Below are 22789 nucleotides of genomic sequence, written 5' to 3'. Positions count from 1 at the left end.
CCTATTTTGCTTGTTAGTACAAATTGCGAATAATTAACACTTTCTCAATTGGACCAGTTGCTTTCATTTTTTCAGCTTTTTCAAGCAATGAATATCCCTGGAAAATCTCATGATTTAACGGATCCTCAATTTGAAAAATTTTCGCTTCTTCAATACTTAACGCATTAGGAGCGATTTCCTGAATACTGTCCCACCCTGTATCTAAAAAGATTTTCGTATCTTCAGTCACTGCTTTTTGTTTTTCTAGTTCAGCTAAAAACCTGCGTAATTGTCCAACAGTTAAATTTTCTACTTGCTGCATACTCTGCCTCCTTTTTTTCTATATTCTACCTTATTAGCCGAAAATATGAAAATTATGCACGATCTAACCACCCATCTGACCTGTACCATTTAACACTAAAGATTAGACCAATTTATTTAATTTAGTCTACAGGTTGACTTAGTCTCTAATTTATATTATATTAATCAGTGTTTCCGTTAGCAATACCAAAAATCATTATTGAGTAGACCAATAATGATAGCGCCAGGTCTCTAAGAGATGACGAGGAAGAAGCTCATCGAAATATTCGGCGGATGGCTTCAGGGTGACCACGCTCTACAGATAGTTTTAAAACATTTCTGAGAAGGAAAAACAGAGAAACTGTCACGTGGTACGGGAGCAGATAATGAAAAGAAAGTAGGAAAAGTCATTATGTGTGGAATTGTAGGAATTGTAGGAAATGAGCAAGCAGCAAATATTTTATTAAATGGATTGGAAAAATTAGAATATCGGGGATATGACTCAGCAGGCATTTTTGTTGCTGATGATCACAATGATTTCTTAGTCAAATCACAAGGACGTATTAAGAAATTGGCGGACAAAATGACTAATGATGTTCATGGTACTATTGGGATTGGCCACACAAGATGGGCCACTCATGGAGAGCCTAGTGAGCAAAACGCTCATCCGCATACTTCTGAAACAGGACGTTTTGTTTTAGTTCATAACGGAGTAATAGAAAACTACGATGAATTAAAAGAAAGTTTTTTATTAGATGATGCCTTCTATGGCGAAACAGACACCGAGATTGCTGTTCATTTAGTCGAATACTTTGTAAATCAAGGCTTAGAAACAAAGGAAGCTTTCAGAAAAGCTTTGCAAGAAATTCATGGTTCTTATGCTTTCGGATTGATTGACAAGGAAAACCGCGATCTTATTTACGTTGCTAAAAATAAGAGTCCATTATTAGTTGGATTAGGTGACGGATTTAACGTAATTTGCAGTGATGCAATGGCTATGTTGGAACAAACCAATCGATTTGTCGAAATTAACGATGGCGAAATGGTAATTGTTGCAAAGGATCTTGTACAAATTGAAAATCAAGATGGCGAACAAATTGAACGCGCTCCGTACGAAGCAAAAATTGATCTATCAGACATGGAAAAAGGAACCTATCCATATTACATGTTAAAAGAAATTGACGAACAACCTGCTACAATGCGCCGAATCATTAGTGAATATACTGATAATGCTGGAAATGTTGTTATTGAAGACGAACTGTTAGAAAAATTACTAGATAGTGACCGAATTTATATTATTGCTTGTGGTACTAGCTATCATGCTGGCCTAGCTAGTAAGCAAGTCCTAGAAAATCTTGCACACATTCCAGTTGAAGCTCATTTATCAAGTGAGTTTGGCTATAATATGCCCTTGCTTTCAGAAAAACCATTTTTTATTTTCTTAACCCAAAGTGGTGAAACTGCGGACAGTCGCCAGGTATTGGTTAAAACAAATGAACTGAATTATCCTTCATTAACCATTACTAATGTTGCTGGATCAACTCTTTCACGTGAAGCAAGCTACACAATGTTGTTGCATGCCGGTCCGGAAATAGCAGTTGCTTCGACTAAAGCCTATACCGCCCAAATCGCAGCATTGACTGTATTAGCTAAAGCTGTTGGGGAAGCAAAGCAAGTAACATCTGCTAAAGAATTTGATTTTGTTAAAGAACTAGGAATTGCTGCGAATGCAATGGATGCAATGATAAGCGAAAAGGATTTAATCAGTCAGCTAGCCATTGATTACCTGAGTGACACTCGTAACGCCTTCTATATTGGTCGAAGTGAGGACTACTATGTAGCAATGGAAGTGGCTTTAAAACTCAAAGAGATTTCTTACATTCAAGCGGAAGGCTTTGCTGCTGGTGAATTGAAACATGGTACAATCGCTCTAGTTGAAGAAGGTACACCAGTAATTGGTATAATTACTGACGAGATTACTGCAGCTCATACTCGTGGAAACTTGCGTGAGGTAGAAAGTCGCGGCGCTCATACTTTTATCATTGTTTCGGAAGAACTAAGCAAGGATGGCGACCAAATTATTTTACCAATTGTACACCACTTCTTACGTCCTTTGGTTTCAGTAATTCCAGGACAATTGATTGCTTACTTTGCTACTTTGGAACGTGGGTATGATGTTGATAAACCACGTAACTTGGCAAAATCAGTTACAGTTGAATAAAAATTCTAGAAAGATCAGCTTGCTGGTCTTTCTTTTTTACAATAAAAAGCTGCATTCATAAAATACAGAATGCAGCATACATTTTTTTAATCTAGTCCAATTTCCTGGCGAACAACAGTAGCAATTTTCTCAACGTAATACTCTACTTTCTCATGTGTGGGTGCCTCAGCCATGATCCGTAATAAAGGTTCTGTGCCAGAAGGTCGAACCAAAATACGACCTTCACCACCCATTTCAGCTTCGGCTTCATCAATTACTGCTTTAATAGCAGGTACATCCATAGCCCCGTACTTATTACTTACTCGAATATTTACCAGTTTTTGCGGGTAAATAGTTACTTCTCCAGCTAATTCAGATAGCTTTTTACCAGTTTGTTTCATAATATTTAATAATTGGATACCTGTCAACATACCGTCTCCAGTAGTATTGTAATCTAGGAATAGAACATGCCCAGACTGTTCACCCCCAAGATTGTAGTCATTTTTACGCATTTCTTCAACTACATAACGATCACCAACTTGAGTGATTACGTCCTTAAGCCCCATATCCTCCACTGCTTTATGAAACCCAAGATTACTCATAACTGTAGTTACAACAGTATCTTTTTTCAAACGTTTGCGCTCTGCTAAGTATTTAGCACAGATAAACATAATTTGGTCGCCATCAATAATATTACCTTGTTCGTCTACAGCGATAACCCGGTCACCGTCACCATCAAATGCTAAGCCAGCATCTGCTTTTTTCTCGACCACAAGCTCAGCTAACTTTTCAGGATGTGTAGAACCTACTCCATCGTTAATATTCAAACCGTTTGGAGATGTTCCCATAGTGTAGAAGTCTGTTTCCAAATCTGCAAATAATCGATTCACGCTAGTTGAAGTAGCACCATTAGCAGCATCAATACATACGGTTATACCTGATAGGTCACCAGGTATAGTTTGAACTAAAAATTGTGAGTATTTTAAAAGTCCTTCATGGAACTCATCTAGCGATCCCAAACCTTCTGCAGAAGGACGTGGTAGTTTATCTTCATCAGATTCTAACAACGCTTCAATTTCTGCTTCTTGATCATCGACTAATTTAAAGCCGTCACACCCAAAGAATTTGATTCCATTGTCTTCAGCGGGATTATGGGAAGCAGAAATCATTACTCCAGCAGAAGCTTTTTGTAATTTTGTAAGGTAAGCTACACCAGGTGTTGAAATTACACCTAGTTGGAATACCTCGATTCCTACAGAAAGTAATCCCGCAATTAGAGCTGCCTCTAACATCTCTCCTGAAATACGCGTGTCACGGCCTACCAAAACTCTTGGCCGTGTTTCCCGTTCTTCGTGCTGACTTAAAACGTACCCACCATATCTCCCTAACTTAAATGCTAACTCTGGCGTTAACTCCTTATTGGCAATCCCGCGGACGCCGTCTGTTCCAAAATATTTACCCATGATTCAAAATTTCCCTTCTTCATCTTCTAATTTGTTGAAGCGGTTGTCGATTCACTGTTCGTAGTTGTTTCTTCAGTCGTAATTGAAGTGGTTGTACCCTTAGTAGTACTCGAAGTGGTTTGACTAGTAGTTGTACTAGACCCTTTTGAACTACTTGAATCAGAGCTACGAAAAACTGGTGTGATTCTAGCAGTCGTAGCCACAGGATTAATTTTTATTCCATTATCGATTGGAATATCTAGTTGTCGGCTAACTGGTTCTGTAATGTTTGAAATATTCACTGGTACTTCAATTGTATCAATCCCATCAATTGTTGCGCTAGTGCCACGAATAGTAGCTAGCGTTTGATCAAGCTCAATATTATATCGCTGAACGTTTGCTGGCACAGTCCCTTCTTGCTTAGGTTCTAGTGCAACTTGTTTGCTTGATCGTTCTACCTTAAAAGAAACCGTTACTGTTTGCGGATTTGCTTGAATAGGCAAAGCCTCTCCATTAGCATTCAGTGCTTGGACCTGAGTTCTTACAGTGTCTTCTTCTCCGACTAATTGAGTTGCATCAACACTTGCGATCACTTGGCTAATCTGCTGCATCGTCTCTTCACCAGTAGTTATTTCTATCATACTAGGATCAGTAGCCAAGCTATCCACTTGTATCCCATTTTCCTCAACTCCATTACTTACAACTGGTGTAACCTCAAAAGATTTTGTTTCCTTTTTCTCGATCGTAACCGAAATTGTCTGCGGCTCCATAGAAGCATAAATAGAACTCTGTAAATTACGCGTTTGCAATTTCACTTCATGTGTACCTGTACTTAACCCATTAAGATCTGCTACAACACTAAATGTCCGAGTATCTTCATCAGCCTCTCGATCTAATTGTATTCGATTCGCACTGCTTAATCTTACGGAGACAGTTGTATCAAAGCCATGAACAAAATATTCATCTGAATCGTACTCTAAGGTTACTGGTACATTTTGTAAAGCTTCTTGATAGGTGGAATTTGATGAAAAAAATTGACTAACATTCTGGCTGTTGACATTAAAAAACAGCATCAAGCTAAACAGCAAAGAAATCAATAGATAGGGCAAATTAGATTTTTTAAATTTTATCATCATCTATTATTTGCCTCCTTTGCTGACACCGTCAATAAAGGCTTGTAATAGATTTTTTTTACCACGGTCTTTTTCGTCAGAAATCAATTCTCTACGCAGGATAGCTAAGTATTCTTCCTGGTTCAAATCATGTAAAAAGTCCGTATTGAAGGTTAAACTAACTCCGCCCGTCTCTTCAGAAACTATGATAGTCAGCGCATCGCTAACTTCACTAATACCAACAGCCGCACGATGGCGTGTACCAAATTCTTTTGGTATCAACATACTGTCTGACAATGGCAAATAAGCTGAAGCTACTGCCAATTTACCTTTTTTTACAATTACTGCACCGTCATGCAGCGGCGTATTTGGGATAAAAATATTGATCAGCAATTCTCCAGTAATGTCAGCATCTAACGGAATCCCGGTTTCAATATATTCATCTAAACCAGTGTTGCGCTGAATAGTGATTAGCGCACCTATTTTCCGTCGAGACATATATTGGATCGCCTTATCAAACGCCAAAATCATCTTCTCATCTTCGTGCTCTTCTTTTTTAGTAGGCTTAAAAATTGAGCTTCTTCCTAAGTGTTCCAATCCTCTGCGAACCTCTGGTTGAAAAATAACTACTCCAGCAATAACCCCATAGGTAATTATTTGATTCATCAACCAAGATAAAGTATGCAGACCTGTATATTCTGCTAAAATACGAATCCCAATAAATACTGCGACACCCTTAATAAGTTGTACCGCTTTGGTTCCTCGAACTAGCTGAAACAGTTTATAAATTAGAAACCAGACAACAACAATATCTAAAAGATTCGCGATAATGTCCCAAGTTGAAAGATTCTCAGAAAAGAAGCTCAGCCAATAATCCGAATTAAATAACTCGCTTAAACGACTAGGCATAGGCAACCTCTCTTTCTATACAGTTTCCCTACAATTATACCATAAGAGTAGAAAAAAATAGATAAGGCTTAACCGTTTCATTAAGAAGAAAAAAGAGTCTCAGAACAACTTGTTCTGAGAGCTCCCCAAAATTACTATTTATCTTGACGCTTTTCCGCACGTGCAGCTCTTCTCGCTGCACGACGAGCTTCTGCCTCCGGATCAGTTTTTCTTTCCCGTCGTTCCCGCTTTAGTTCTTCTGAAGTTTTTTCATTGGTTCCTTCAATTTTTGCTCGTAGCTTTTCTTCTTGACCAGCAATTCTAGCGTAATTAAAGAAACGAGTCTTAGCATCCTCTACCGTCTTCTCATACAAATGTTCAGCGAATTTTGGTTGAACAGATTGAAGTGCAGAGAAGCGAACTTGATTTTTCATAAAATCAATCATTTGCTCGAAGTTTGGTCGTTTGAAATCCAAGGACATTGGATTCCTATTTGCTTCTTTTGCAAGTGGATTGTAACGATACAGTGACCAGTAGCCAGAATTTACAGCATCCTTTGCTTCTTGAAGACTCTTGCTCATACCACCACGCAAGCCATGATTGATACATGGTGTGTAAGCAATAATCAATGAAGGCCCTGGGAATTTTTCTGCTTCTTCAAAAGCTTTAATTGTTTGTTTTTGATTAGCACCAGAAGCTATCTGAGCAACGTAAACATTGCCATAAGTCATCGCAATCATTCCCAGATCTTTTTTCGATGCATATTTCCCGTTGGCTGAAAACTTAGCAATGGCTGAAGCCGGAGTTGCCTTGGAGGTTTGTCCACCCGTGTTAGAATATACCTCATTATCCATAACTAAAATGTTTACATCTGCTCCGCTCGCTAGAACGTGATCGATCCCGCCAAAGCCGATATCATAAGCCCAGCCATCTCCGCCAAAAATCCATTGACTGGTTTTGACAAACAGATCATGATCCGCGTAAATACTTTCTAGACGGTCATTACCTGCTTTTTCTATTTCCAAAGCAGCCTTCAATTTTGCTGCTCGTTGCTGAGTTCCCTCAGAGTCATGTAAATGATTCATCCAGTCTTCCATTAAATCCTTCAGCTCTTCTGAAACTTCATTAAGAACTTGGGACATTCTGAAAGCTAGTTCTTGACGGCGCGTTTGATTGGCCAGCAGCATTCCATAACCAAATTCCGCATTGTCTTCAAATAGAGAGTTGGACCAAGCTGGTCCCTGTCCTTTTAGATTCGTAGTATACGGACTAACTGGTGCCGCTGCTCCCCAAATAGAAGAACACCCCGTAGCATTAGCAATCATCATCCGATCTCCATACATTTGAGTCAGCAGTTTTACGTAAGGCGTTTCTCCGCAACCAGCACAAGCACTTGAGAATTCCATCAGGGGTTGATTGAACTGGCTGCCTAACACAGAATTAGGTTTCACTGGATTTTCCTTTTGTTTCAATGTCATCGCAAATGCCCAGTTAAGAGCTTGTTCCTTTTGTTCTTGATAAGGCTTCATAACCAAGGCTTTTCCTTTAGCTGGGCAAGCTTCTACACATAAACCACAACCTGTACAATCTTCAATTGATACTTGAATTCGATATTTCAACCCATCAGCGCTGCGCATTTCCCGAACAATATATCCTTCCGGTGCTTCTTGCATTTCCTCATCATCGGCTAAGAATGGGCGAATTGCTGCATGAGGACACACAAATGAACACTCATTACACATAGTACAACGGTCGCTAATCCATTCCGGAACTTCTAAAGCCACACCACGTTTTTCATAGGTTGTTGTACCCACTGGAATTGTACCAGTAGTCATTCCATTTCTTACCAAAGTTCCTACTGTAAGACTGTCGCCCTCCAAAGCATTAACTGGCTCTAAAACTTCTTCAACGTAACGTGGAACAGCTGTCGGACGAACCTTTGCAGGAATTTCAGCATAATACCAGTCATCTGGAACTTTATATCGATGAAGCAACTCGATCGTGCGATCCATTGCCGCAATATTCTGTTCAACGATTTCAACAGATTTTCGACGATAATTTCGGTCTGCATCTTCCTTTAAAATATCTAAGACTTCCTCAAAAGGAATGATACCAGTCAATTTAAAGAAGGCTGTTTGCATGATTGTGTTAATTCGCTGGCCTAAACCAACTTCCATTGCCAATCTTGCAGCATTAATAGTGTAAAACTTGATATCATTTTCAGCAATAAAGCGTTTTAAGCGTGCCGGCAACAATTGATTGATTTGTTGATCATTCCAAGTAGTATTTAGCAGAAAAGTTCCTCCTGGCTTTAACCCTTTTAACAAATCATAATTATGAATATACGCAGGTGTATGACATGCAACAAAGTCAGCACTTTCCACTAAGTAGGTTGAACGAATCGGCGTATCTCCAAAGCGCAAATGAGAAACCGTCAGCCCACCAGATTTTTTCGAATCATAGTAAAAATAGCCTTGTACGTATTTATCCGTATTATCGCCAATAATTTTAATTGCGGATTTATTCGCTCCTACTGTTCCATCAGAGCCAAAACCCCAAAATTTTGCTTGGAACGTAGAAGAATTTGTTAAGTCTACCACTTCTTCAGTGTCTAATGATAAGTGAGTAACATCATCCACAATTCCAATAGTAAAACGGTTTTTTGCACTATTTTTTGGTTTCAACAATTCATTGTACACAGCAATAATTTGATCAGGAGTTACATCTTTTGAACCTAGTCCGTAACGGCCACCAATAATCATTGGACGAATATCAGCATCGTACATAACACTTTGTACATCTAATAGTAACGGTTCTCCATCAGCACCAGGCTCCTTAGAACGATCCAACACTGCGATACTTTTAACTGTTTTTGGCAATTTTTCTAACAAGTTTTTAACTGGGAAAGGACGATATAAATGAATATTTAGAAAACCAACTTTTCGACCTTTCGCATTTAGATAATCAACAGTTTGTTCAATGGTCTGTGCCACTGATCCCATGGTAATAATAACTTCTTCCGCATCCAGAGCCCCATAATAATTTACTAGGTCGTAATCCGTTCCACGTAATTCATTAATGGCTTTCATATATTTTTGTACAATTGCTGGCAGCTTTTGATAAAACTGATTCACTGTTTCTCTTTGTTGAAAGTGGATGTCCGAGTTCTGATTGGTACCACTGATTGTTGGGTGATTTGGATTCATGCTACGCTTACGAAATTCAGTAAGCTTTTCTTGATTAATCAACGGTGCAAGCTCTTCATAGTCCAATACTTCAATTTTTTGAATTTCATGACTGGTCCTAAACCCATCGAAAAAGTTCATGAATGGCACACTAGCTTCAATTGTTGCCAAATGAGCAATCGCTGAAAGATCCATAACCTCTTGTACACTGCTTTCCTGCAACATAGCAAAACCGGTTTGACGTGCTGCCATAACATCTCCATGATCACCAAAAATGTTAAGAGCATTCGTTGTAATCGCACGACTAGCTACATGGAAAACTGTTGGCAACAATTCACCAGCAATTTTGTACATATTGGGAATCATTAATAATAAGCCTTGAGAAGCAGTATAAGTTGTTGTCAAAGCCCCCGTTTTTAAAGCCCCATGAACAACACCAGCTGCTCCGGCTTCTGACTGCATTTCAGTTATATTAACAGGCTGACCAAAAATATTTTTCTTCCCCTGAGCCGCCCATTGATCAACAAGTTCAGCCATCGTTGAACTTGGCGTAATTGGATAAATTGCTGCCAATTCAGTAAATGCATAAGATATATATGCGGCAGCGGTGTTTCCATCCATTGTTTTTGTTTTTCGCATGCGTTTCCTCCTCGTAATAAGTATTCGCAACGGTTTTATTATAAACCAAGCACAGCTTTTTTTAAATGCTCGTTTTCCCTAATTTCAGTAAAAAAGAATTTATTTGTTTTGTATTCTTAGATTTTTCTTGTACACTAGTAGAAAAGGAGGAATTAATCCATGGATATCTCTGTAATTAAACCCGAGTTTGTAAATGATTGGAATGGTATCAAAATCGGTTCTGATCACGCTCCTAAAAGAATTATTGAATTTATGAACCTTCGCTGTCCGTTTTGTAAGCAATGGTTTGAAGAATCTCAAGAAATGTTGGCACAGGCGGTCACAGATGAAAAAGTGCAGCGTATTATAAAACTATTAGACAAGGACAAAGAAAGCCTTCAACGTGGAAATATCATGCATGAATATATCAGTAATGATCCGGCAGTAACTCTTCAACAAATTCAGCAGGTTTACTTGTCTCAAGATGATTGGAAAGAACTTAGCTTAGAACAAGTTGCTGACTACGCTGAAAAAATATTGCATCTTAAGCAACAACCTAATCAAAGCTTGCAACAAGAAATCCGCAATGAAGCAGAACAAGCAAATATTAAATTTGTACCAACCGTTTTAGTCGATGAGCATATTTTTGATGAGTCTGTTACAAGGGAGCAATTAAGAGAGTACCTATCGTTATAGTTGGATAGGTGTGCCACATGCTTCCTTTCATTGTCAAAAAAACGTTAGTGGAAAAGAGATAGCCTCTGAACCACTAGCGTTTTTACATACTTCTCTTTTTCAATTCTTCTGCAAAGTCATTGATCTTACGAATCCGGTGATTAATCCCAGATTTTGAAATTCCACCAGATGGAATCATCTCACCTAACTCTTTTAAACTAACCTCTGGATGTTGAATTCGCAGCTCTGCTATCTCTTGTAATTTCTCCGGCAACGATTGAAGTCCAACTGTCGTTTCAATGAAATGAATGTTTTCAATTTGCTTTGAAGCGGCATCAATCGTCTTATTCATATTTGCGGTCTCACAATTCACCAATCGATTCACGGAATTTCGCATATCCCTGACAATACGAACATCTTCAAATTTTAACATCGAATTAGTTGCACCGATCAAAACTAAGAAATCTGCAATTTTTTCGGCACCTTTCAAATAGGTAATATAGCCATTACGGCGAGCCAAAGTTCGGGCATTTAAATCAAACTGATTTAGAAGATCACAAATATCCTGATTATGTTCTTCATATATCGAGGATATTTCCAAATGATAACGACTTGTTTCAGGGTTGTTAACCGACCCTGATGCCAAGAACGCCCCTCTTAAGTAAGCTCGAACTTTTTCGTCCTCAGATTTTAGTTCTTCTGAAATATGTGATTGAAACATCATGCCATCCATAATATTCAGATCTGTTAAAATGCTTTGCGTTTCTTGTTTCAAACGAACAATGTAAACATTGTTCTTCTTTAACTTCATTTTCCGGCGAACTAGTAACTCGCTACGTACACCGTAATTTTCCTTTAATAATGTAAAAAGTCGGCGTGCAATGGCAGCATTTTCCGTTTGCACATTTAACACAAACTGGTGGTTACTTAAACTAAGCGAGCCATTCATACGAATTAAGGCGGCTAACTCAGCTTTAGCTAATTCTTTTTGTACGGCCAATCCAGTGAGCTCTTTTTTTACTTCTGCCGCAAATGACATTATCTAAGCCCCCTATTAAATTTTAGCACCGAAAACAATTCGAAATAACTCATCCACTACTTTATCTCCATCATGAAAAACACCGCCGTCTCGTAGTTTCAAAAAATCTGTAGAAACAACTCGACATCCTTCTTCTCTTAGTCCGTTGAAATCATGGGTTACTTGAACTAAGTATTCATCATAGATTTCAGGATTCATGTAATCTTCTGGTACTTTTTCAGTATTGACTAAAACCGTATCAACAAAATTATCTGCTAAATGCTGATGAAGCACTTTTACGTGATCTGCATCGCTAAAGTGTTCGGTTTCACCTTTTTGAGTCATGATATTACAAATATAAACCACTTCCGCATTTGTTGTTCGGACGGCTTCGCCGATCTCACTAATCACTAAATTAGGTAAAATGCTTGTAAACAAGGACCCAGGTCCTAAAACCACCATATCAGCATCCTTGATTGTTTGAACAACTTTTCGGGCAGCATGTATATCATGGTCATTGTCATGTCCGGTAACATAAACCCTTTTAATAATTTTACGGTCTAACGCAATTTTCGATTCGCCTGCAACGGTAGTACCATCTTCAAATTCTGCGTGTAAAATTAGAGGCTTCTCAGAGGATGGAAAAACATGACCATCCACATGCATCATATGAGATAAGAGTTGGATTGCTTCATAAGTACTCCCTCGCATCTCAGAAAGGGCAGCAATTATCAGATTGCCTATCGTATGGTTTGCGAGAAACTTATCTTCTTCCCTAAATCGATATTGAAACAGATCTTCATACAATCTAGGCATATCTGATAATGCTGCTAGCACATTTCTTAAATCTCCTGGCGGTGCCATGTCGATTGAATTCCTTAATTCACCGCTGCTTCCACCATCATCTGCTACCGTAACAACTGCTGTAATATCCGCACTCTGGTTACGTAAACTTTTTAGTATGACCGGTAAACCAGTTCCGCCTCCAATCACAACAATTTTAGGTTTACGGATTCGATAGGTTTTCATTCTCATGAACGATTCACCGTCTCTTTCCGTTTGTCTTTATCGCGATGAGTGATATTGACTCGATAATCTAATTCTTTTAAAGCTTTACCAACCCGCTCGCTCAAAGCCACAGAGCGATGTTGACCACCGGTGCAACCAATAGCAATTGTTAACGAACTTTTACCTTCCTTAACATATCCAGGTAAGATATTTTTGAGTAAATGTACAAAGTCATTATAAAACTCTCCTGTCTCTGGAAAAGACATTACATAGTCATAAACTTCTTTGTCTAAACCAGTTTTAGGACGCAGTTCAGCAATATAATGAGGATTTGGTAAAAACCGTACATCCATCACAATATCTGCATCAATTGGCAACCCATATTTAAATCCAAATGAAAGCATTTCAATATGGAAACCAAGATCATCGGTTTGTTTGAACTCATGATTTATTTTTTCTCTCAATTGACGCGGTGCCAAATTTGTTGTGTCAATAACCAATGTTGCTCGTGTTTTTAAATCTTCTAAAATCGCACGTTCTTTTCGAATCCCCTCAGTCACTAATCCATCCATTGCCATTGGATGTGTCCTTCTAGTTTCTTTGTACCTGGAGACTAATTCTTCATCAGAAGCATCTAAAAACAGTAAACTAGTATCGATGAAACCTGTATTATCAATCTCGACTAGCATATTTTGAATCTCTTCAAAAAAAGCTCGTGAGCGTAAATCAACTACTAGTGCAATTTTTGTTACTTTTCCTGATTCGCGGATCAGTTCCCAAAACTTTGGAATTAATCCGGGAGGCATATTGTCTACGCAAAAATACCCCATATCTTCAAAACTTTGAATAGCTACAGTTTTACCTGCTCCACTCATTCCAGTAATGACCACTAAATGTAAACTATCTGTCATTTGGTGTCACTCCTCTCCATCCTGTACATTGTATCATTCCGGGCGTGTCTTTACTACATATTTAATTATTAAATTCCTTTAAAAAAAGGAAATCATAAAAAAAGACCCTCTTTATTTAGAAGATCTGTTTTCCAAAGCTAATTCAATTGTCCGATCAGCTAAGACTGATTGGGCATCAATCACAGGATAAGGATTCTCTCCTATATTCTCTTGCACTAATGATAACTCTGTACAACCTAGAATCACATTCTGACATCCTAATCCATCAAAAACATCAGATAAGATTTCCAGATAAAGATTCGTGTTAATATAATCGTTCTCTTTTACATCTCGGTAAATTAAGTTGTTTACTTTCGTTTGTAATTCCTTGTCAGGAATGAGTACATCAAATCCTTGATTTTCCATTTCACTCTGATAGATACCCGCTTTGACACTTCCTTCAGTTCCTAAAAATGCGACTTTTCCTCCACCTGGATTTGTCTGTTTCAATTTCTTAGCAGCTTCTCTTGGCATGTGCAAAACTGTTATATCGGTAGCACCTTGAATAGCATCAAAAAAATAATGCGCAGTATTGCAAGTCAACACAATAAAATTAGGCTTTAGCAAATTTTGCTTTTCGATATCATCCAGCAGAAATGGTAGTGGGCTATCCACAGTATGATCCAAAATATAGTCCGTTCTATCCGGAACCGTCGCATGATTAAATAGAACATAATTCAAGTAATCCTGATCTTTGTGTGCTATGATCCGATGATTAATTAAGCGAACAAAGCTTTCAGTTGCCATGGTGCCCATTCCACCTAAAATGCTAAAGAAGTTCTCCAATCCTTACCCTTCTTTCTCTTTAAAGAACATTTCAAATCGTCCTTTGTATTTACTAAACATATACTTCATCAACATCCAACGCATTGGAGACATGTCTTTCTTATAAAAAACTGTTGTTCCCCACTTGTCCTTTTGGATAAGGTCAAGCGCTCGCCTTTTATCCTCATTATCTCGTGCGAACTTTGCAAAAACTTCTTTCGGTACCCCCATCCAGAGCATCTCAGTATCCTCTTGGGCTTTTCCGTAAATTGTTTCAGCATAAGGTATTTCAAAAACACGATCCTCCGTAACAAATTGAGCCAGGTTCAGTCCATTCAAAGTAACAAAGAAACTGCTGCGGCCCTGACGAAGGTTAATTTCAAACAACTTGTACTCCCCATCCCGAGGATCATATTTCATATCAAAATTAGCAAATCCAGTGTAAGATATTTTTTCTAAAAAAGACTTAATTGTTTGATAAATTTTTTCATTGTATTCAGGCATGATCGCTACATAATTCCCAATTGCTTCGGGTGAAGGATCTTCCAGAAGAGGATGGCCCAGGCACATCATTCGAACTTGATTTTGCTGATCCACATAAGCATTCAACACACGCATATTGCTGTCATCACCAGGGATGAAATCTTGAGCAATCATTTCGCTTTTGTAGCCTGCTTGATAAATGCGTGCTAAAATTGTATCGAATTCTTCTCGTGTATCAAAAATAAACGCCTTTTTACGTCCTTCAAAATCAACCGAGAGCCACTCTACACTATTCGCTGGTTTCAATGCCACTGGGAATGAGAAAGGTAATTCTTGATTTAAAAAACCATTTTCTAGCATATCTTCCCGAATAATCAATGTGTTAGGGTATGGAAGCTGATATTCTTCACAAATGTCATAAAAACTAACTTTGCTGATTAAACGTTCCAACAAAGAAAAATCAATATAAGGACAAATAAACCACTCTGATAATTCATTTTTGTGTAAAGAAACTAATTCAGCATAACCATCTCCACAAGCTATCAATAAATATTTAGTATCTGGATCGTTAAATTTTTCTTTTCCCAATTTTCGCATTTCTTCGATGAAAACAGGATCTTTATCGAAATCTCGTAGAGTATGGACATTTACTATTTTTGAGTGTTTTGTTGGAGCCAATTGCAACCCAGCATAAGCCTCGCTAACTATTCCATAAGCTTCATGAAAAGAGCGGGCCATTCCATAGACATTGATATCACTTCCTAGTAAAATTGGTACAAATTTTTGCTGTTTATTCATTTTCACTACACCTTCTCGTCTTAATCCTTGATTATCATACCATAAAGAAAAATGCAAGCAAAGCTAAGTCTTTGAATTGCATTTTTCTTTACAACTATTTGGCGTTTTCTAACGCTTTTTTCAAGTAATGACCTGTGTAGCTTTCAGATACTTCTGCAATTTCTTCGGGCGTTCCAGTGGCCAAAATCGTTCCTCCACCGTCACCGCCTTCAGGACCTAAGTCAATAACGTAATCGGCAGACTTAATGACATCCAAATTATGTTCGATAACCAATACCGTATTACCAGCATCAACAAACCGCTCCAACACCTTCAGCAAACGAGCGATATCGTCTGTGTGCAAACCAGTAGTTGGCTCATCTAAAATATAGAAATTTTTACCATTAGAGTTCTTATGCAACTCACTGGCTAACTTCATACGCTGAGCTTCGCCTCCTGATAAGGTCGTTGCTGGTTGCCCCATCGTGACATATCCTAAACCGACATCCACAATTGTTTGTAATTTACGATGAATTTTCGGAATGTGTTTAAAGAATTCTACTGCATCTTCGACTGTCATTTCTAAAATATCAGCAATGTTTTTCCCTTTATAATGTACTTCCAAAGTTTCAGAGTTGTATCGTTTACCATGACAAACTTCACAAGGGACATACACATCTGGTAAGAAATGCATTTCGATTTTGATAATTCCATCGCCGCGACAAGCTTCACAGCGACCGCCCTTAACATTAAAGCTGAAGCGTCCTTTTTTGTACCCACGAATCTTGGCTTCGTTGGTTTTAGCAAACAAATCACGAATATCGTCAAATACGCTGGTATACGTCGCAGGATTGCTTCGTGGTGTTCGTCCGATTGGGCTTTGATCAATATCAACTAGTTTTTCAATACTCTTATAGCCGGTAATCTTTTTGTATTTACCTGGCTTATTAGAATTTCGATTTAACTTTTGAGCCAGCGCTTTTTTCAATATCTGATTGACTAGTGTCGATTTCCCAGAACCAGAAACGCCAGTTATCGCAACAAATTTTCCTAATGGAAACTCTACATCCAAATTCTTCAAATTGTTTTCTGCTGCTCCAGTAACCTTAATGTTCTTACCGTTACCCTTGCGACGCTCTTTTGGAACTGGAATTTGTCGTTTACCAGATAAATATTGTCCTGTTAAAGAATTCTCATTTTTAGCAACTTCAGCAGGTGTTCCAGCCGCAACAATCTCACCGCCTTGGTCTCCCGCTCCTGGTCCCACATCGATTAAATAGTCTGCTGCTCGCATTGTATCTTCGTCATGTTCAACCACAATTAATGTATTTCCTAAATCTCGCATTTTTTGCAAGGAACGAATTAAGCGATCATTATCCCGTTGATGCAAACCAATTGAAGGCTCATCAAGAATATACAGTACACCAGATAAATTAGATCCAATTTGCGTGGCCAAACGAATTCGCTGCGCTTCTCCGCCTGATAATGTCCCAGCAGCACGGCTTAAAGTTAAATATTCTAATCCAACATTCTGCAAGAAAGTTAAACGATCCCCAATTTCCTTCAGGATTGGACGAGCAATCATTGTTTCTTGTTCACTTAGACTCAATTCATCAAAGAAGTCCAAGGCTTGATTAATTGAATCCTCACTAACTTGACCAATGTTGGTTCCATTAACCTGCACTGATAATGCTTGAGGATTTAACCGCAAACCGTGACAAGCCTGACATGTCAATTCAGTCATGTATAGGCGCATTTGTTCACGAGTAAAATCACTATTGGTTTCTCGATAACGCCGATCAATATTGGGTAAAATGCCTTCAAAGGGAACTTCTACATCTCGGACTCCACCAAAATCATTTTCATAGTGGAAATGGAAATGTTCACCATTTGAACCGTGTAATACGATTTCTTGATGTTCGTTTGGTAGATCCTCAAAAGCGGTATCCATATCAATACCAAAGCTAGTACAAGCTTGCTCTAGCATTTGAGGATAGTATTGAGAACTAATTGGATTCCAAGGTATGAGCGCTCCTTCTCTAAGTGTTTTAGTCGGATCAGGAATCACTAGCTCTGGGTCAACTTCCAGCTTCACACCTAGCCCATCGCACTCTGGACAGGCACCAAATGGCGCATTGAAAGAAAAGAGTCGAGGTTCCAATTCGCCAACAGTAAATCCACAATAAGGACAAGCATAATGTTCACTGAATAGCATCTCTTCTTGATCAATCACATCGACTAGAGCATAACCATCCGCTAAACGTAAAGCTGCTTCAAAAGAATCGAACAATCGGGAACGAATCCCCTCTTTTACAACAATCCGGTCAATAATAATCGCAATATCATGCTTTTTGTTTTTTTCTAGTTCAGGTGCTTCGGATACATCATAAACTTCGTCATCAACACGCATTCTTACGTAGCCCTCACGTTGGATCATTTCAAAAACTTTTTTATGCTGGCCCTTTTTCTTGACTACAACAGGAGCTAAAATTTGGATTTTTGTTCGCTCAGAAAGCTCTAAAACTTTATCAACCATTTGTTCAACTGATTGTGAAGTAATTTCAATGTGATCATTAGGACAGATAGGGTGCCCTACTCGCGCATACAGTAGACGAAGATAATCATTGATTTCAGTTACAGTCCCTACGGTTGAACGTGGATTTTTACTGGTTGTTTTTTGGTCAATTGAAATCGCTGGGCTTAAACCGTCGATGCTATCTACATCCGGCTTATCCATCTGTCCTAGGAATTGACGAGCATATGCTGATAGACTCTCTACATAACGACGTTGTCCTTCAGCATATAACGTATCGAAGGCCAATGAACTTTTTCCTGAGCCAGATAATCCCGTGACAACAACCATTTTGTCACGGGGAATAGTTACATCAATATCTTTCAAATTATGGGCTCTAGCGCCATGAATTACTATTTTATCGTTTGCCATAATTCTCTCCTTTACAAATGAAATGACTATTTTTATTCTGCTGCTTTTAATTCTAGGATAGTATCCCGCAAAGTAGCAGCTGTTTCGAAATCAAGTGTTTTCGCAGCTTCTCGCATTTCGTCCTCTAGTTTTTCAATCATCAAGTTACGTTCTTCCTTAGACATCTCATCATAAGAACTAAGGTCATAAGCACCGACTTCCTCAGCAACCTTACTGATAGCAATCAAATCGCGGATTTCCTTAATAATTGTTTTCGGCTCAATTCCATGATCTTCGTTGTATTGATTCTGAATTTCACGACGACGTGATGTTTCATCCATTGCTCGTTGCATTGAATCGGTTATTTTGTCAGCGTACATGATCACCTTACCAGCTGAATTACGGGCAGCTCGACCAATCGTTTGAACTAATGATCGTTCGCTTCGCAAGAATCCTTCTTTATCAGCATCTAAAATGGCTACGAGTGACACTTCTGGCACGTCAATCCCCTCTCGGAGCAAATTAATACCAACTAAGACGTCAAACTTGCCTAAACGCAAATCACGGATGATTTCGGTCCGCTCCAAAGTTTTGATATCACTGTGAAGGTACTTAACCTTTATACCCAGTTCTTTAAAATAATCAGTCAAATCTTCAGACATTTTCTTAGTTAGAGTCGTCACAAATACTCGTTCGTTTCTTTCAGCGCGTTCATTAATTTCACCAACTAAATCGTCAATTTGACCCATAATTGGACGAACTTCAACGACCGGGTCTAATAAACCCGTTGGTCGAATGATTTGTTCTACTACAGTATCTGTTTGGGTATCTTCATACGGACCGGGAGTAGCTGACACATAAACGATCTGGTTAACGCGTTCCTCAAATTCCTCTAAGCGCAAAGGTCGATTGTCCAAGGCAGAAGGTAAACGGAATCCATAATCAACCAACATTTGCTTTCTCGCACGGTCACCATTGTACATTCCGCGAACTTGCGGCATCGTAACATGGGACTCATCAATAACCATTAGAAAGTCATCTGGGAAGAAATCAATCAAAGTATATGGAGGCTCACCTTCTTTACGCCCATCCATATGTCGCGAATAGTTCTCAATTCCTGAGGTATAGCCCATTTCTCGCAACATTTCAATATCATAGTTCGTACGCTGTTCCAGGCGTTGAGCTTCTAAAAGCTTATTTTCACCACGTAAAACAGCTAAACGGTCCTCCAACTCTTTTTGAATACCGCTAATAGCAATTTCTAAATTATGTTCATTGGTCAGAAAGTGTGTAGCTGGAAAAATTGCAACATGCTCCGTCTCACCCACCACTTCTCCTGTCAAAGCATCAACCTCACGAATACGATCAATTTCATCGCCAAAAAATTCTACCCGCAAAGCTCGTTCATCCCGAGATGCTGGGAATATTTCAACCACGTCTCCACGAACACGAAAACGTCCGCGTTGAAAATCAATATCGTTCCGTTCAAACTGAATATCAATCAGGCTCCGCAGTAACTGATTGCGGTCCATTTCCATACCAACTCGCAAAGAAACCACCTGCTCTTGATATTCCTTAGGGGATCCTAAGCCAAAAATACAAGATACAGATGCTACCACAATAACATCATTCCGCTCAAGTAAAGCACTTGTTGCCGAATGACGAAGTTTGTCTATTTCATCGTTAATACTAGAATCTTTTTCTATATAAGTGTCACTAGATGGTACATAGGCTTCAGGTTGATAATAATCATAATAACTTACAAAATATTCAACAGCATTGTTAGGGAAAAATTCCTTAAACTCACCATATAGCTGTCCTGCTAAGGTTTTATTGTGCGCAATGATCAACGTAGGCTTATTAACTTCCTTGATTACGTTAGAAATGGTATAGGTTTTACCTGTACCGGTCGCTCCCAAGAGAATTTGGGCTTTCTTTCCGCTCACAACACCTTCTGATAATTGGCAAATCGCCGTTGGCTGATCACCTGCAGGTTCGTAATTGGAATGAAGGTCAAAAGTGTTCTCTGTTTCTCTTTCTATCACACAACCGTCCTCCTTTTTCTTCATTCGAGAGAAGAATTTCTCAGTCACAAATTATAGCATACCGAACATATTTTCGCCATTTTTTCTTCTTATTTCCTCATTCATCTTACAGTTTCCTTAAAATTAGATATGTGAGATTTCGTGACATTACGTGTTAGGATTATTTTATTTTTTTCATTTCAAATGCTGGAAGCACTTGTTTTCTTTAGGCGGTCTAACATATAATAGATCAATGATAATACTATAGGAGGTTTGTTATGAAAAAACGAAGACTTTTATCATTCTTAATACTGTTGGTGGCAAGTATTATAACGCTCGGCTTCAGTGAGAAAAGTCATGCTGAGACGACCTATAAGATAGGAACTGACCTAACTTTTGCTCCCTTTGAATTCCAGGATTCAGATGGTAATTATATCGGGATTGATGTAGATTTACTTAATAAAATAGCGGAAGATCAAGGTTTTAAAGTAGATCTACGCCCTTTAGGTTTCGACAGTTCGATCCAAGGTGTTCAGTCCGATCAACTAGACGGAATGATCGCTGGAATGAGCATTACAGATGAGCGTAAAAAAACATTCGATTTCTCTGACCCTTACTTTGACAGCGGAATTCAAATGGCCGTTCACAAAGATAACAGCGACATCACAAGCTACGAAGATTTGAAAGGAAAAACAGTTGCTGCTAAAATTGGGACTGAAAGTGCTGCTTTTTTAGAAGAAAATAAAGACAAGTATGGCTACAGCATTAAACAGTATGAAGCAGCCGATGCTTTGTACAATGCATTAGGCAACGATAATGTTCAAGCCATTTTTGATGACTATCCGGTTTTAGGTTATGCAGTAAACAATGGCCAACCTTTCAAAATGGTGGGCGACTATGAAGTCGGAAGTTCTTATGGTTTTGGTGTAAAAAAAGGTCAAAATAAGGAACTGCTGGAAAAATTCAATCAAGGATTAAAAGACTTAAAAGCTGACGGAACATATGATGAAATTGTCAGCAACTATATTTCAACTGGCTCAGGTACGGCTGCTCCTTCTGGCAAAATGAAGAAGGTAGAGCCGAAAAAAGACACTTACATTATCTCAAGTGATTCCGCTTTTGCTCCATTTGAGTACCAAGATAGCGATGGCAAGTATAAGGGAATCGACGTGGATTTGTTAACTCGTGCAGCTGAAATGCAAGGATTTAATCTTCAATTCAAATTTATCGGTTTCTCTTCTGCTATGCAGGCATTAGAATCAGGTCAAGCTGATGGAATGATTGCCGGAATGACGATTACTGATGAACGAAAAGAAAATTATGATTTTTCTGAGCCTTATTTCCAAAGCGGTATTCAATTAGCTGTTTCAAAAGATAACAACGACATTAAATCCTATAAAGACCTTGATGGAAAAACGGTTGGTGCTAAAGTAGGGACTGAAAGTGCTGATTTTCTAAAATCTCATCAAGATGAGTACGTTTATAAGATTAAGAATTTTGACGCTGCTGACCAATTGTACGATGCATTAAAGGTTGGTTCTATTGATGCTATGATGGATGATTATCCAGTTATTGGCTACGCTGTTCAGCAAGGTCAAGACCTTAAAACCCCAATCGAACGGGAGTCAGGCGGCTCTTATGGATTTGCTGTTAAAAAAGGAGAAAATCCAGAACTATTGGAAATGTTTAATGAAGCATTAGACGAAATGCATCGTACTGGTGAATATGATCAAATTCTTAGTGAACATATTGGTGATGGTAGTACTTCGAACAGTAAAGAAATTGTTGACGAATCAACAATTGGCGGCTTGTTAAAAAATAACTACCCTGCTCTGCTAGAAGGCTTATGGAAGACGATCGTTCTTGCATTAGTTTCTTTTGTTCTTGCTTTAGTTTTAGGTGTCATTTTTGGTCTGTTCCGTGTTTCACCAGTTAAGGCACTTCGCCTATTTGCTGGTATTTATATCGATGTAATTCGTGGTATTCCTATGATGGTATTGGCCTTCTTCATTTTCTTTGGTCTTCCAGGCATTACCGGAATAACTATCCCTGACTTTATAGCGGGTATAATTACTTTAACCCTAAACGCTAGTGCCTATATTGCTGAAATCGTTCGAGGTGGGATTAATGCTGTACCAATTGGGCAAATGGAAGCCTCGCGTAGTTTAGGTTTATCCTACAATAAAACGATGCAAAAAATTGTTTTACCGCAAGCAATTAAGATCATGATCCCTTCTTTTATCAATCAATTCGTTATCAGTTTGAAGGATACGACCATCATTTCAGCAATTGGTGTAGTAGAATTGCTTCAAACAGGGAAAATTATTGTGGCCCGTACTACACAAAGTTCGTACGTTTACTTGATCATTGCAATCATGTATTTAATATTGATTACTCTGTTGACTAAATTGGCGAATCGCCTAGATAAGAAGGTGAACTAAG

15 protein-coding genes are annotated in these 22789 nt (G+C 38.6%); 3 read left to right on the top strand and 12 right to left on the bottom strand.

Going from position 1 to position 22789, the window contains the following annotated elements:
• Window positions 1-13: 13 nt before the first annotated feature.
• Entirely contained in the window at window positions 14-301 is a 288-nt protein-coding gene (locus IGI46_RS12000) for a hypothetical protein (RefSeq protein ID WP_429963345.1), read from the bottom strand.
• Window positions 302-691: 390 nt separating this feature from the next.
• Between IGI46_RS12000 and glmS the strand changes: the two genes are divergently transcribed.
• Window positions 692-2500 carry a glutamine--fructose-6-phosphate transaminase (isomerizing) gene (gene glmS / locus IGI46_RS11995; RefSeq protein WP_429963344.1) on the top strand — a complete coding sequence of 603 codons (1809 nt, stop codon included), beginning with the start codon at window positions 692-694 and terminating at the stop codon, window positions 2498-2500.
• Window positions 2501-2586: 86 nt separating this feature from the next.
• Here the strand turns inward: glmS and glmM are convergent, their stop codons facing one another.
• From glmM to nifJ, 4 genes are all read right to left on the bottom strand, one after another.
• Window positions 2587-3942 (bottom strand): phosphoglucosamine mutase, encoded by a 1356-nt coding sequence (gene glmM / locus IGI46_RS11990; protein ID WP_429963343.1) that lies wholly within the window; start codon window positions 3940-3942, stop codon window positions 2587-2589.
• Window positions 3943-3968: 26 nt separating this feature from the next.
• Window positions 3969-5057, bottom strand: coding sequence for a CdaR family protein (locus IGI46_RS11985; RefSeq protein WP_429963342.1), 1089 nt, complete (start codon window positions 5055-5057; stop codon window positions 3969-3971).
• A gap of 3 nt (window positions 5058-5060) precedes the next feature.
• The gene (gene cdaA / locus IGI46_RS11980; protein ID WP_207701626.1) at window positions 5061-5942 is read right to left on the bottom strand and encodes a diadenylate cyclase CdaA; all 882 of its coding nucleotides are present in this window, start codon (window positions 5940-5942) and stop codon (window positions 5061-5063) included.
• Between the two features lie 134 nt (window positions 5943-6076).
• Entirely contained in the window at window positions 6077-9745 is a 3669-nt protein-coding gene (gene nifJ / locus IGI46_RS11975; protein WP_429963341.1) for a pyruvate:ferredoxin (flavodoxin) oxidoreductase, read from the bottom strand.
• 159 nt (window positions 9746-9904) lie between these two features.
• Between nifJ and IGI46_RS11970 the strand changes: the two genes are divergently transcribed.
• On the top strand, window positions 9905-10420 hold the full coding sequence (locus IGI46_RS11970) for a thioredoxin domain-containing protein (protein ID WP_429963340.1): 516 nt from the start codon (window positions 9905-9907) through the stop codon (window positions 10418-10420).
• Between the two features lie 82 nt (window positions 10421-10502).
• On the opposite strand, the gene whiA is transcribed toward IGI46_RS11970, so the two are convergent.
• The 7 genes from whiA to uvrB all read right to left on the bottom strand — a co-directional run bounded on the left by whiA (window position 10503) and on the right by uvrB (window position 20368).
• Window positions 10503-11438, bottom strand: a complete 936-nt coding sequence (whiA, locus tag IGI46_RS11965) for a DNA-binding protein WhiA (protein WP_207701629.1) — start codon at window positions 11436-11438, stop codon at window positions 10503-10505.
• Between the two features lie 15 nt (window positions 11439-11453).
• Window positions 11454-12452, bottom strand: coding sequence for a gluconeogenesis factor YvcK family protein (locus tag IGI46_RS11960; protein WP_429963339.1), 999 nt, complete (start codon window positions 12450-12452; stop codon window positions 11454-11456).
• The gene (gene rapZ, locus IGI46_RS11955; RefSeq protein ID WP_429963338.1) at window positions 12449-13336 is read right to left on the bottom strand and encodes an RNase adapter RapZ; all 888 of its coding nucleotides are present in this window, start codon (window positions 13334-13336) and stop codon (window positions 12449-12451) included. Before rapZ ends, IGI46_RS11960 begins: the two co-directional genes overlap by 4 nt.
• 111 nt (window positions 13337-13447) lie before the next feature.
• Complete coding sequence (locus IGI46_RS11950; protein WP_429963337.1) at window positions 13448-14161, bottom strand: amino acid racemase; 714 nt, start codon at window positions 14159-14161, stop codon at window positions 13448-13450.
• A 3-nt stretch (window positions 14162-14164) separates the two neighbouring features.
• Complete coding sequence (locus IGI46_RS11945; RefSeq protein ID WP_429963336.1) at window positions 14165-15421, bottom strand: carboxylate--amine ligase; 1257 nt, start codon at window positions 15419-15421, stop codon at window positions 14165-14167.
• Window positions 15422-15515: 94 nt separating this feature from the next.
• Window positions 15516-18344 carry an excinuclease ABC subunit UvrA gene (gene uvrA, locus IGI46_RS11940; protein WP_429963335.1) on the bottom strand — a complete coding sequence of 943 codons (2829 nt, stop codon included), beginning with the start codon at window positions 18342-18344 and terminating at the stop codon, window positions 15516-15518.
• A 32-nt stretch (window positions 18345-18376) separates the two neighbouring features.
• Entirely contained in the window at window positions 18377-20368 is a 1992-nt protein-coding gene (gene uvrB / locus IGI46_RS11935) for an excinuclease ABC subunit UvrB (protein ID WP_429963334.1), read from the bottom strand.
• Window positions 20369-20625: 257 nt separating this feature from the next.
• Between uvrB and IGI46_RS11930 the strand changes: the two genes are divergently transcribed.
• The gene (locus tag IGI46_RS11930; RefSeq protein WP_429973507.1) at window positions 20626-22788 is read left to right on the top strand and encodes an amino acid ABC transporter substrate-binding protein/permease; all 2163 of its coding nucleotides are present in this window, start codon (window positions 20626-20628) and stop codon (window positions 22786-22788) included.
• Window position 22789 lies beyond the last annotated feature (1 nt).

The sequence above is a fragment of the Enterococcus sp. AZ163 genome (genome assembly GCF_050498925.1).
Classification (GTDB): domain Bacteria; phylum Bacillota; class Bacilli; order Lactobacillales; family Enterococcaceae; genus Enterococcus_A; species Enterococcus_A ferrettii.
This window is presented reverse-complemented; position numbering and strand designations above follow the sequence as displayed.

Excerpts from the sequence above, each read along its gene's own strand:
- IGI46_RS12000 (WP_429963345.1), bottom strand. The coding sequence starts at position 301 with ATGCAGCAAGTAGAAAATTTAACTGTTGGACAATTACGCAGGTTTTTA.
- glmS (WP_429963344.1), top strand. The coding sequence starts at position 692 with ATGTGTGGAATTGTAGGAATTGTAGGAAATGAGCAAGCAGCAAATATT.
- glmM (WP_429963343.1), bottom strand. The coding sequence starts at position 3,942 with ATGGGTAAATATTTTGGAACAGACGGCGTCCGCGGGATTGCCAATAAG.
- IGI46_RS11985 (WP_429963342.1), bottom strand. The coding sequence starts at position 5,057 with ATGATGATAAAATTTAAAAAATCTAATTTGCCCTATCTATTGATTTCT.
- cdaA (WP_207701626.1), bottom strand. The coding sequence starts at position 5,942 with ATGCCTAGTCGTTTAAGCGAGTTATTTAATTCGGATTATTGGCTGAGC.
- nifJ (WP_429963341.1), bottom strand. The coding sequence starts at position 9,745 with ATGCGAAAAACAAAAACAATGGATGGAAACACCGCTGCCGCATATATA.
- IGI46_RS11970 (WP_429963340.1), top strand. The coding sequence starts at position 9,905 with ATGGATATCTCTGTAATTAAACCCGAGTTTGTAAATGATTGGAATGGT.
- whiA (WP_207701629.1), bottom strand. The coding sequence starts at position 11,438 with ATGTCATTTGCGGCAGAAGTAAAAAAAGAGCTCACTGGATTGGCCGTA.
- IGI46_RS11960 (WP_429963339.1), bottom strand. The coding sequence starts at position 12,452 with ATGAGAATGAAAACCTATCGAATCCGTAAACCTAAAATTGTTGTGATT.
- rapZ (WP_429963338.1), bottom strand. The coding sequence starts at position 13,336 with ATGACAGATAGTTTACATTTAGTGGTCATTACTGGAATGAGTGGAGCA.
- IGI46_RS11945 (WP_429963336.1), bottom strand. The coding sequence starts at position 15,421 with ATGAATAAACAGCAAAAATTTGTACCAATTTTACTAGGAAGTGATATC.
- uvrA (WP_429963335.1), bottom strand. The coding sequence starts at position 18,344 with ATGGCAAACGATAAAATAGTAATTCATGGCGCTAGAGCCCATAATTTG.
- IGI46_RS11930 (WP_429973507.1), top strand. The coding sequence starts at position 20,626 with ATGAAAAAACGAAGACTTTTATCATTCTTAATACTGTTGGTGGCAAGT.